The sequence below is a fragment of the Variovorax sp. M-6 genome, assembly GCF_052114385.1.
Classification (GTDB): domain Bacteria; phylum Pseudomonadota; class Gammaproteobacteria; order Burkholderiales; family Burkholderiaceae_C; genus Variovorax.
The window spans coordinates 277,573-288,729 of record NZ_JBFREQ010000002.1 but is presented as its reverse complement, the minus strand read 5'-3'; the positions used below and the strand labels follow the sequence as shown (position 1 = coordinate 288,729).

The window sequence follows — 11,157 nt, the reverse complement described above, 5'->3', positions numbered from 1 at the left end:
CCTGCTCCCCTTCCTGGTGAAGGGCGCGCTCTCCGTCGAGATCTTCCGGGCCCTCAGGGCCGGCGGTGCAGAGATCACTGTCGCGTTCTGCGACGACGGATCCGCCACCTACCAGAAGGACGCACTGGCCGACTTCCAGGCGACCGACGATCTGATCGACCTGTCGGCCGCCAATGAAACCCAGCGCTTCGAGCGAATCCATGATTTCATCGCCGCCAAAGGGGTCGACCTGATTCTGCAGGTCGGAGCGGCCGGTCTCTACCACCTGTTGCCCTACTGGAAGGAACGGCGGCCGGAACTGCGGATCGCCGACATCCTGTACAACGAGTTCGGCCACACGCTCAATCATTTCCTGTACGAGCGATGCATCGACGCCGTGATCGTCGAAAGCGACTTCATGAGCGACTTCGTCAAGCGATCGTCGGCCAAGCCGGATCCGCGGGTCGAAATCGTGCACAGCGGCATCGATCTGCAGGAGTTTGCGCCGGGGGGCAGGCGAACGGCGTCGAGCGCGCTCAAGGTCGGCTACGTCGGCCGAATGTCCGCCGAGAAGAACCCGATGGGGTTCATCGACCTGGCCGAGAAGCTGGGCCGCCTGAACCCGGAACTCGCCTTCGAGATGTTCGGCGCTGGCGGCGACGCAGCAGCGGTCAAGGAGCGCGTTGCGAGCAGTGACATCGTGTCTCGCTTGACGTATCACGGCTTCATCGAACATTCCCGAGATGCCCTGCATCAGCTGGATGCCCTCGTCCTGCCGTCGAAATTCGATGGCAGGCCCGTGATCGTCATGGAAGCGAACGGCTGCGGCCTCCCCGTCATTGCAGCCCCCGTGGGCGGCGTTCCTGAACTGATTCGCGAGGGTAGCAACGGCTTTCTCGCCCACCCCACCGACGTCGAGCGCATTCATGCGCTGCTTGTGGGATGGCAGCAGGAGCCCGAGTCGCTCGAGACGCAGAAGCGCGCCGCGCGAGAGCACGCGCTGCAGCATTTCGATCGCCAGCGGATGATCGAGGCCTACGCCGCGGTCTTCGCCAAGGTCGCCGCGCTTTGACCGGAAGAGCCATGCAACAAGCTTCCGCAACGACGCCCGAGTTCTGCACTCTGCTGATCGTCGACGAGATCGTACCGGCCGACTTTTCGCCGTTCCGCACCCTCGAATATTCGCACTACCTGTCATATTTCGACTCGTCCCGGCTCGTTTGCACCGAAGGCTGGCACGGCTGGGCTTCCAACGGCAGTCTCCAAGAGGTCCTGGCCAACAGCGGGTTGCCGGACCAGATCAAGCCGAAGGTCGTGCACCGCACGGCGCTGGACCGCATCGTCGCCCGGCTCGCCTACGTCACGTTCCTGAACAACGCGTGGCAGGTGTTTCCGCACCTCCAGGAGCGGCAGATCCCCTTCGTGCTGCAGCTCTACCCGGGCGGAGGCTTCGAAGCGAACGTCGCCGAGAGCGACGAGAAGTTGAAGGCGCTGTGCGCCTCTGAGTTGTGCCGGAAGATCATCGTCACGCAGAACCTGTCGAGAGACTATCTGATCGACAAGATCGGCTGCGCGCCATCGAAGATCGAGTTCGTCTACGGCGGGGTCTACGACACGCGCAACGACTTCGACTTCCTGCGCGACAAGCGCCGCTACCCTGAGCACAAGCCGACCATCGACATCTGCTTCGTCGCGCACCGCTACGGCGACGACACGCGCAAGAAGGGCTACGACCCCTTCATCGCCGTCGCGCAGGCGCTCGCACCGCTGCACCCTCACTTGCGCTTTCATGTGGTCGGGGACTACACCCCCGACCAGCTGCCGCTGGGCTCGGCGGAAGGCCGGATCACCTTTCACGGCAAACAGCCCAACGGCTTCTTCGCCGACTTCTACCCGACCATGGACCTGATCCTGTCGGTCAACCGGCCGACCAACGACGACAGCGGGGCATTCGACGGATTCCCGACCGGTGCCTGCATGGAGGCCGGCTTCAGGGGCGTGCTCAACTGCATCAGCGACCCGCTCGGAATGAACGTTGCATTCGAGGACAACGTGGACATCGTCCTGCTCGACTTCGACGTCGAACGCACGATCCAACGGATCCGCGAGCTGATCGAAGATCCCGAGCGCCTGTACCGCATGGCCTACGCCAACTGGAAGAAGTTCATCGAAGTGTTCGATACGGACCGTCAACTCTGGGCCCGATGCCGACTCATCACCAACGAACTCCTGGCCGCCGAGGCGCTGGTGATCCGTCCCGCGGCTTCGCTCAGCGCGATGGACGGTGGGCTCACGCCGCTGCTCAATGCCAACAAGCGCCTGAGTGCCGATCTGCATGGCCTGCAGCGCATCCGCGACGCGCTGGTCATGGAGGTCAGGGGTGCGACCGAGGGCCTTGCCGACACCGAGCGCCGACATGACAACCTGCTGCTCGAGTATCAGAAGCTCGATCGCGGTTTCGTCGCCCACCAAGCCGAAAGCGCGCGCCAGCTCCAGGCCGCGCAGGCGCGCCACGACGCCCTGGTCGATGCCCATGAACACCTCGCGCGCGACCTCGGTCTGCCCGCGGCGGCCCCCATGCCGCGGCTCGAGAAACACGTGATCACGGTCCTTCGTTCCCCCTTTGCGAGAAAGCTGCGCGCCGGGCTGTCCCGCGTCGCGAAGCGCGTCGCACGCAAGCCCTAGCCCATGGAAACCACCCACTCCCTGCCGGACGCGTCCAGTCCGGTCGCCATCGCGGGCTATGCCGTGATCCTGACGACGGCCGATCCGGTCGACCGATCGCGCAGCGCCGTCTTCGCGGAAGAACTCGCGGCGGCCTTCGGATCGCTGGGATTCACGACGCGCACCTTCGAGTACAAGAAGGATGTCCGGCAAGTCTCGGCCGCCCTGGCGGACCCGGACTGCAAGTTCTTCGTGTGTTTCAACGGTTTCGGGTCGGAGCTGCTCTTGACCTCGGCCACCCCCGGCTACCTGACGCCGGCCTTCGAGCACTACGGGAAGCCGCTGCTCGACCTGGTGGACGATTGCCCGATCCATGAGGACATGAGGCATCAGATCGACTCCGTCGGTCCCATACGAAAGCTGATGGTCACGGACTATGGCTATGCCTACCTGGCGCGACTCGCCGGGATGGGGTCTGTTCGGACAGTGCCCGGCATCGCCTTCCCGACCTCGGTCCGAAGTGAGCCCAAACCGCTGGCCGACCGTCCGATCGACATCCTCCTGCCGCTGGCCGACTTGCGCCCCGAACAGATGCGGGGGCGCCACGACGGCGCCCATGGCTACAAGAGTCGCGTGTTCCGCGAGATTTTCGACAGCGTTGCGGATCGCGCATCGACGGACCTCGACATCGACCCCTGGGTGCAGACGCTCATCGCGCTCCAGGAAACCGGCATCGCGGCCGACCTCAAGCATCCGGACCTGAGGTTCCTGTTGTCGTCGGTCGTCGACCACGTGGCCGCGCAGCGGCAACGCATGCTGCTCGATGCGACTCGGCACCTGCCACTCACGATCGTGGGGGACGCGAAGCTGCAGGCCGAGTTTGCGGCGGGTCCGAATTCGCGGTTCATCGGCAGCACCAGCTTCGCCGATCTCCTGGACACCATGGCCGAGTCGAAGGCCGTCGTGTGCCCGATCGCACACAGGACAGGCGGCCGTGAAAGGGCCATGGCCGCCTTCTCGGCCGGCGCATTGGTGGTGGCCTCCACCGACGAAGTCCTGGAGGCAGAGTTCATCGACGGGGAAGAACTGGTCACCTACCGGAACTTTCACGAACTCGCATTCGCGCTGGAGCGATTGCTCGCGGCGCCCGCATCCGCGCAGGAGATCGCGGACAAGGGCCGGGCCAAGGCACTCGCGCGCCTTTCGCCCACCCGTCTCGCCGGCACCATGCTGGCGCTGGCTGCAAGGCCTCGCTAGCCGGCGCTTCATGCGCGCCTTCGTCAAGCGATCGGCGGTCGCAAGCGCATATGCGGCGGAGGCCGTGCATTGCGAAATCGATTGAGTTCTTGGCCGATTTCCTTTGCCACATTCTCGACTTCGACGACTTTTCGCATAGCGCCTACTTAGCCCCGCGGGGGCCCGCGCTGCATCGAAAAAAATCTGGAGGTTCGGCGAACTCGGCTTTAGCGTCAATTCCAGTCGGAAGCGCTTCCAAGCGGTTTTTCAATTATCCGATGTACTGGTACGTTGACTTTGTTTCGAACGGAGTGACAACTGAGTCGCACACGGGCCACCGAGCTTCTTTCGATGCGTGCGCGTGGACGTCGCGCTCCTTGTCGCAGCGTTCCTTGCCACCGCAATGCGGGGTGGGCTGTTGTCGTAGATGCTGCGCCGGGAAACGCCCGCAGCATCGCGTAGGCGTGATGTGATTGTATGCGCCGAACTCTCTTGAACTCGCGGCGCGCGGCCGGAAACGGTCGGCCAATGGGATAAACTGCTAGAAAGACATAGTCGCAGCGAACAGCAGTGCCGCAGCATCAATTGAAACAATCAACACGAGCCACGAATAAATGCATTTATTGTCAAATAAATTGAATGACATTGACAGACCAAACACTCGGCTCTTTCTAATTATTCTCGCTACTGTCGCAATGGCCAGAGGACTTGTCGTCTTTCCCGGCTATGCAATTGATGACTACGTCTTTGCCTCGGCTGATGGGGCCACAGATTTTGGGTTGTTTTTCTCCCAGGGCCGCTACATCACGGCGGCCATCGTCTGGTTCATCAAAACTATTGACGTCAATATCTCGGATCTGTATTTTTCCACGGGAATTGCAGCCTTATTTCTGCAAGCAGCATTTCTGCTATCCCTTATCCGATTTGTTGGACTGGAAAAATTGCCGACAGCAGGCATTGTCGGGGCCATAATTGCCGCGCATCCCTATCTGGCGGAAATATTCACCTTCAAGGTAGCCTTGCCTTTTTACAGCGTAGCTTTGTTATTTTCCATTGTGGCATTGGAAATGACATTGTTGCGCCCCGCAACTTGGCGCGCAAGAGCAGCTTCGCTCGCTGCCACCGTTGCCATGCTGTTTACCTATCAGGTTTTCATCAATTACTTCGCAGTTGCCATTATATTCGCATTTGCATTCGGACAAATTTCGAATATCAACGGCGGCCACTCATCGGCTGCCAACAACATATCTCGCCAGCGAGCGACAACACTTTTCTTTACAAGCTCCATTGCCATTCTTATTTTCGCCACAACAAATTGGCTGACCAAATTATCGGGGATCAGCTCCGGCCTAAGCATGTCAAGGACATTGAGGATTGACGAGATCCCCAATCGCTGGAATCAGGCATCATCGTCATTTTTCGATATATATTGGCGTTCCGAGCCAGTTTTTTCCGGGAAATTGAAGTTTCTTGTTGCAGCAATGCTTGTACTGTCTTTGTCGAAAATATTTTGGCATTTGCTCAGAGGAAGCGTTGCGAAGAATTCCGTACGCAGCCTTTCGGTTGGAATTTTTGCTTTACTGCTGCTGATCCCGATTTCATTTGGAGTCATTTTGCCCTTTGCGATTTGGTGGCCAGTTCCCAGGGTAGTCTCGCATGTGTCTGTCATCATCGGGTTTGTTTTTCTTTTGGCCGATTCTTGTACGAAAACCTCGGAGCATCGCCTCGCAAAATCGACATTATTAATTGCGAGAGCAATGATCTTGGTAGGATTTGTTTTTTTGAGCAATCAAATATTGACCGATCAACAAAGAATCAATCAATGGGATACGCTGATGGCAAATCGGATGATCGCACGCCTTGAACTGCATCCAGATTATAGAAAAGTCAAGTTTATCCATATCAGCAAAGGTTCTTGGCCATGGCCCTATACCACCAGGCTGCGAACAACGGGAGGCGACATGAACGTTTCGGCATTTTTGGTGGAATACAGCAAAGTACCCCTGCTGTCAGAAATTTCTGGGTTGGACTTTAAAAGTGCAACGGGCTCCAAGGCAGATTTTGGAAATGATTATTGCAAAACCAAGCAACCGTGGCCCGACGCTGAGTCGGTAGCCGTTGTCGATGACATGGCAATTATTTGCCTGAAAAGCTAGTTTGCTTCGCGACAAATAGTCCGCCCTGAAAATCTTATTTTCAGTTGACTTCGACGTGACGCAGCATTGCAGGAGGCACCCGTGCAGTCGGCAATGCATGCAAGTCGAAGCCGATTCGGCCGCAAAAGAAGCTACGCTGCAATCAAAGATGCATCGACAGGTCAGACTGGTGGCAGGTGAACTCGACTGAGCTCCGTGGCCCGGTGCGAGACGGCAACTTCCTGCAGACGACTAGGCACGATCTGGCCGACGGCCGCCCCGTTGCTGGGAGCGATCGGCAAACACGTAGTACTTGCTGAGCACGAAGGACAGGACGAAATAGACCACACCTGCGACCACCTGTGCCCATCCGGCCGCCATCTCGACCCAATGAACCATGACCAGAAGAACGGCGAGATTGGCCAGGTATGCCAGCGCGAAGATCAGCAGGAACCGCCTCAATTCGCCGCCCGCAGCACCGATGCTGCGAAAGGTGAAATTGCGATTGAGCACGAAAGAAATCACGATGCCCACCGCATAGCCAGCGATGTTGCTGGTCACTGGGCGCCAGCCGAACACGCCCATGCACACAAAGATGACGGCATAGCCTATTCCGCTGTTCAGGGCCCCAACGACACCGTAGCGGAGCAGTTGCATCATGGCGACCGGCCCGCGCTGATCCAGTACTGACCTCCCAGCGGCAGCCAGCCCAAGAATCGCTCCAGTGGCAAGAGCCATTTGAGGCGCGGCGGCACGAAGAGACAGTAAGTTTGTCGTTGTCGATGCAGGCCGGCGCTGGCGAAGAGACTCCGCAGTTCGGCCGGCTTGAGCAAGATCGCATCGGCGTCGAAAGGGCAGGTGTTCACGATGCGACGCGTGACCGGGTTGAAAGGATTGTGTTCAAAAACCTCGATCGAGCCGCCCGGCGTCAGCCGATCCGCCAGGGTCGACATCACCTCGGCGCGCACAGCTGGCGGAATGTGGTGGAACACGCTCGCGACGAAGATCAGATCGAAGCGACCCAACTCCAGGCCGGCCTGCTCGACTTCGAATCGCTGCTTGCGGTGGCTGGTTCGCGCGATGCGCAAGCTCTCGATCGAGACGTCTGTGCCAACCACCTCAGCCTCCGGAAAAGCGGCGCACAGGTATCCAATGTTGCGGCCTGTGCCACATCCGTACTCGAGGACGCGGCGCACAGGGGTGCGCGCTCCGGCGGCCGCATCGCGAATCAGGTCAACCTTGTACTTCGCAAAGTACTCCGAGTCGTCTGCATAGAGCTTCGTGCTCTCGCGCAGCAGTTGATCGTAGTTGGCCGAATAGTCGTCGAAGTCGATCTTGTCAGGCTGCACGCCCGCCGCGCCGGGCGCAGACTTCTTGCCCGTCGTTTCGCCAGGAAAATCGCTACCAGACATACCAGGGCGCCTGCTGAGCAGTCCAGAGTTGCTCGAGTTCGCGCTTGTCGCGGAGGGTGTCGCAGGGCTGCCAGAAGCCGTGATGCTGCCAGGCCTTGAGTTGTCCGTCACGCGCCAGGTTCATCAGGGGCGCACGCTCAAAGGATGTCGTGTCGTCGGCCACGTAGTCGATGGCCCCCGGCTCCAGGATGAAGAAGCCGCCGTTGATCCAGCCGATCTCGTCGCTGGGCTTCTCTTCGAACGAAGTGACTTGGTGCGCGCCATCGATGTTCAGCACGCCGAAGCGGCCGGGCGGCTGCACCGCGAGCACGGTAGCGAGCTTGCCATGCTCGCGATGGAATGCAATCTCCGCGCCGATGTCGACATTGGACAGGCCGTCGCCGTAAGTGAGGCAGAAGGTCTCATTGTCGAGATACTTCGCTGCACGCTTGAGGCGGCCGCCGGTCTGCGTCGAAGCGCCGGTGTCGACCAACGTAATGCGCCAGTCTTCGGCTTGGCTGTCGAGTATTTGCGTGTCGCCGTTGCGAAGGTCGATACGCATGTCCGACATGTGTCGATAGTAGTTGACGAAGAACTCCTTGATGACGTATCCCTTGTAGCCAAGGCAGATCACGAAGTCCTTCACGCCATGATGCGCGTAGATCTTCATGATGTGCCACAGCAAAGGACGGCCGCCGACCTCGACCATGGGCTTGGGCTTGGTGTCGGATTCCTCGGCTATGCGGGTGCCAAGGCCACCCGCAAGGATGACTGCTTTCATTGTCTTTCTTTCATCATTCAGAGTTTCAATTCGTCGGGTTGCATGTTCAGCGTGCGCTCGATGATCGCGATCGGGTCTGCACGCAGCATGCGATAGATTCGCAGGATGTACTCGCCGATGATGCCAAGCAGAAAAGCATTGAGGCCGATGCCGAACAACACCATCAACTGCACGCTGATGAAGCCGCGAGGAAGATCCGGCTGCGTCCATCGCACAAACAAGTAATATGCTGCACCGAACAGGCTGGCGACCAGGATTGCTGCGCCGACGAAAGACGCCATGCGCAGTGGCACGGTCGAATGATTGAAGACCGCAGTCAATCCGAGGCGCAGGAGCCGCATGAGATTGAACTTGCTTTCACCAGCAGTACGTGCATCACGGTCGTAAGGGACACCGATCTGCTCGAAGCCCATGCCGGCGATCATCCCGCGCAGATATGGATTGACGCTACGAACCTTCGCAATGGCACGGATCACCGCGCGATCGACCAACCGGAAGTCGCCTACGTCACGCGGGATTGGATGCTCGCTCACCTTGTCTATCACCCAGTACCCAACGCGACGCACCGCATGAAGCAGCCAGCCCTCGGGTCGCTTTCGGCGAATTCCATACACGACATGGGCCCCCTGCTGCCACAACTGGAAGAACTGCTCCAGCATCTCGGGCGGGTCCTGCAAGTCTGCGTCGATTTGGAGGACGGCGTCACCGTTGGTGTGCAGGTAGTTCGCGAGGATGGAACTTTGGAACCCGAAGTTGCGCGAGAAGCGCATGGCACGCACGCGAGGGTCGATGTCGGCAAGCTGTGTCAGCATCTGCCACGTCTCGTCACTCGAGTGATTGTCGGTGAACACGAACTCGAGGTCACAGCGATCGGCCATGCGCTGCGCCAAGGCGATGAGTCGCGAATAGAGCGCACCAATGTTGCCAGCCTCGTTGAGAACCGGGATTGCGATGGAGATCAGCGGGCGGCGCGCTGAGGCAAGCTTGATTTCGTCGTTCATTCTTGCTTCGATGACAAGTCGGTGAGGACAGCCCGTACGTAGGCAGTGACGCCCTGCAGTGCCGGCCGGAAACTCACATGCTCCAACACTGGGGGGCGCGTCAGCACAGCGGCGTAGTTGTCGTCCGGCGGCGCCGGACGTGCACCGACGCGCAGCAGGTCGATGCGCTCCAGCGCATTGAATACGTGGGTCGCCAGTTCCAACAAAGTGCAGGGCGCACCATGACTCAACGCCAGTACGCCGTCTATGCCGGCGTCGAGTACCGCGCGGACGGCTGCCGCATCATCGTCCACGTGGTGATATTCGCGAAGCTGGCCACCCGGAGACATCTCGAACGGCTGGCACTCACTCAATGCCCTGCATAGCTGGCCGAGAAACATGAACGGCGCCGGATCGCCACCGCCATACAACGTATGGACCTGCAGATGAGTGACAGCGTCGCCGGCTGCTGCCCGTTCCGCAACGATGCGACCGAGTTCGGATTTGGAGGCGACGTATGCGTTCTGTGGCGCGACGAGTCGTTCCATCACCGTGCCGAAGGTGACGACGCGAAGACCCGCTGCACAAGCGCCCTCGATGACACGCGTAGGCAATTCGACGTTCACCCGTTGGTGCTCTTCGCGCGACAACGCCGGGTCGAGTACGCCGGCGGCGACCAGCACCACAGAACCCGGGGCCGAAGCTTCGAAGAAGCGGCTGATCGATGCACTCGCCCTACTCTGCCACCAGTCCCGATAAATCTCGCGGTCGAGCGCGATCACCTGACCTTCAGGGCGAGACTTGACGATCGCGCGGCCCAGGCGGCCGCGCCCCCCAATGACATACATCATGCGGCGATGTCCTTGCGCCAGGCTTCGATCTGAGCGAGCGTGAACGCCTTCGCAGACTCTGGCGCGGCGTAGTAGTTGCGGTACCAGGCAGCGGTTTCTCGGATCACGCGATGCGTGTCCCACGCCGGCTGCCAGCCAAGCAGGTTGCGAGCGATGGAACTGTCGAGCGCCAACGCACCGGCTTCCGGCAACGGATTGTTCATGAACTCAAGTTCCGGACGCTGCCATTCACTGCCCATCAGCTCGAGCACTTCGCGCACCGGGTAGTGCTTGAGTTCCTGCGGCCCGAGATTCCACGCACGCGCAAAGCTTTGTGCCTGGGGACTCAGCAGATTCGCCATCAGCAGCAGGTAGCCGTGCACCAGGGCCAGGACGTGTTGCCACGGTCGCGTGGCCTCGGGATAACGCAATGTGAGTTTCGTGCCATCCACGAGGCTGCGCACGAAATCGGGAATGAGCCTGTCCTGCGACCAGTCTCCGCCACCAACGATGTTGCCACCTCGCGCGGTCGCGATGGCCGGACCCCTACCTTCTGCGAACGGAAACGAGGCGGCATAGCTCTGAATCACCATCTCTGCAGCAGCCTTCGACGCGCTGTAAGGGTCTTTGCCTCCGAGCGGATCGTTCTCGCGATAGGGCCACGGCCACTCGTTGTTGCGGTACACCTTGTCAGTGGTCACACAAACCACGCCGCGCACGCTGCCTGTACTGCGCGCCGCTTCGAGCACATGGGCCGTGCCCTGTGCGTTGACCTCGAAGGTCCGAAGCGGCTCCCGGTATGAGCGCCGCACCAACGGTTGGGCGGCCAAGTGAAGAACCAGTTCGGGCTCGAATTTCCGCATCGCACCGAGCAGGGTGTCATAGTCGCAGATGTCGCCCAGCGTGCTCTCAGACATTTCGGCCTCAATGCCAGCGGCCGCAAAGAGTGATGGCGTGGTTTCCGGCGGCAGTGCAAATCCGGCGACGGACGCGCCGATCGATCGCAGCCAGAGACAAGCCCACCCTCCAGTGAATCCCGTATGGCCGGTCACCAGAACCTTGCGCCCAGCGAGCGCTTTTTCGAAATCGCACACACTCATCACTCAAACATCTCCTGATCCCTCGCAGACAGTTGCGAAGCGACGGCTGAATCGGGCCATT

The 11,157-nt window shown here is 60.0% G+C and carries 10 protein-coding genes; 4 read left to right on the top strand and 6 right to left on the bottom strand.

From position 1 onward, the window contains the following. Positions 1 to 16: 16 nt before the first annotated feature. From AB4Z46_RS03830 to AB4Z46_RS03815, 4 genes are all read left to right on the top strand, one after another. Positions 17 to 1,051, top strand: a complete 1,035-nt coding sequence (locus AB4Z46_RS03830) for a glycosyltransferase (RefSeq protein WP_442282149.1) — start codon at positions 17 to 19, stop codon at positions 1,049 to 1,051. A gap of 11 nt (positions 1,052 to 1,062) precedes the next feature. Next, on the top strand, positions 1,063 to 2,664 hold the full coding sequence (locus AB4Z46_RS03825; protein ID WP_442282148.1) for a glycosyltransferase family 4 protein: 1,602 nt from the start codon (positions 1,063 to 1,065) through the stop codon (positions 2,662 to 2,664). Positions 2,665 to 2,667: 3 nt separating this feature from the next. Then, positions 2,668 to 3,900 (top strand): glycosyltransferase family protein, encoded by a 1,233-nt coding sequence (locus tag AB4Z46_RS03820; protein ID WP_442282147.1) that lies wholly within the window; start codon positions 2,668 to 2,670, stop codon positions 3,898 to 3,900. A 674-nt stretch (positions 3,901 to 4,574) separates the two neighbouring features. Further along, positions 4,575 to 6,035, top strand: coding sequence for a glucosyltransferase domain-containing protein (locus AB4Z46_RS03815; protein WP_442282146.1), 1,461 nt, complete (start codon positions 4,575 to 4,577; stop codon positions 6,033 to 6,035). A 231-nt stretch (positions 6,036 to 6,266) separates the two neighbouring features. Here the strand turns inward: AB4Z46_RS03815 and AB4Z46_RS03810 are convergent, their stop codons facing one another. From AB4Z46_RS03810 to rfbG, 6 genes are read right to left on the bottom strand one after another with little or no spacing between them, the layout of a single operon-like run. Then, complete coding sequence (locus AB4Z46_RS03810) at positions 6,267 to 6,674, bottom strand: GtrA family protein (RefSeq protein WP_442282145.1); 408 nt, start codon at positions 6,672 to 6,674, stop codon at positions 6,267 to 6,269. Continuing rightward, entirely contained in the window at positions 6,671 to 7,426 is a 756-nt protein-coding gene (locus AB4Z46_RS03805) for a class I SAM-dependent methyltransferase (RefSeq protein WP_442282144.1), read from the bottom strand. Before AB4Z46_RS03805 ends, AB4Z46_RS03810 begins: the two co-directional genes overlap by 4 nt. Continuing rightward, complete coding sequence (rfbF, locus tag AB4Z46_RS03800) at positions 7,416 to 8,186, bottom strand: glucose-1-phosphate cytidylyltransferase (RefSeq protein WP_442282143.1); 771 nt, start codon at positions 8,184 to 8,186, stop codon at positions 7,416 to 7,418. Before rfbF ends, AB4Z46_RS03805 begins: the two co-directional genes overlap by 11 nt. 17 nt (positions 8,187 to 8,203) lie before the next feature. Continuing rightward, positions 8,204 to 9,187, bottom strand: coding sequence for a glycosyltransferase family 2 protein (locus AB4Z46_RS03795; protein WP_442282142.1), 984 nt, complete (start codon positions 9,185 to 9,187; stop codon positions 8,204 to 8,206). Then, positions 9,184 to 10,017 (bottom strand): NAD-dependent epimerase/dehydratase family protein, encoded by an 834-nt coding sequence (locus AB4Z46_RS03790; protein ID WP_442282141.1) that lies wholly within the window; start codon positions 10,015 to 10,017, stop codon positions 9,184 to 9,186. Before AB4Z46_RS03790 ends, AB4Z46_RS03795 begins: the two co-directional genes overlap by 4 nt. Next, positions 10,014 to 11,096, bottom strand: a complete 1,083-nt coding sequence (gene rfbG / locus AB4Z46_RS03785) for a CDP-glucose 4,6-dehydratase (RefSeq protein ID WP_442282140.1) — start codon at positions 11,094 to 11,096, stop codon at positions 10,014 to 10,016. The genes AB4Z46_RS03790 and rfbG overlap by 4 nt, the downstream gene beginning before the upstream one ends. Positions 11,097 to 11,157 lie beyond the last annotated feature (61 nt).

Bases quoted from the DNA above. Each gene is read 5' to 3' on its own strand.
- rfbG (WP_442282140.1), bottom strand. From the start codon at position 11,096: ATGAGTGTGTGCGATTTCGAAAAAGCGCTCGCTGGGCGCAAGGTTCTG.
- AB4Z46_RS03825 (WP_442282148.1), top strand. From the start codon at position 1,063: ATGCAACAAGCTTCCGCAACGACGCCCGAGTTCTGCACTCTGCTGATC.
- AB4Z46_RS03815 (WP_442282146.1), top strand. From the start codon at position 4,575: ATGGCCAGAGGACTTGTCGTCTTTCCCGGCTATGCAATTGATGACTAC.
- rfbF (WP_442282143.1), bottom strand. From the start codon at position 8,186: ATGAAAGCAGTCATCCTTGCGGGTGGCCTTGGCACCCGCATAGCCGAG.
- AB4Z46_RS03790 (WP_442282141.1), bottom strand. From the start codon at position 10,017: ATGATGTATGTCATTGGGGGGCGCGGCCGCCTGGGCCGCGCGATCGTC.
- AB4Z46_RS03795 (WP_442282142.1), bottom strand. From the start codon at position 9,187: ATGAACGACGAAATCAAGCTTGCCTCAGCGCGCCGCCCGCTGATCTCC.
- AB4Z46_RS03805 (WP_442282144.1), bottom strand. From the start codon at position 7,426: ATGTCTGGTAGCGATTTTCCTGGCGAAACGACGGGCAAGAAGTCTGCG.
- AB4Z46_RS03810 (WP_442282145.1), bottom strand. From the start codon at position 6,674: ATGATGCAACTGCTCCGCTACGGTGTCGTTGGGGCCCTGAACAGCGGA.
- AB4Z46_RS03820 (WP_442282147.1), top strand. From the start codon at position 2,668: ATGGAAACCACCCACTCCCTGCCGGACGCGTCCAGTCCGGTCGCCATC.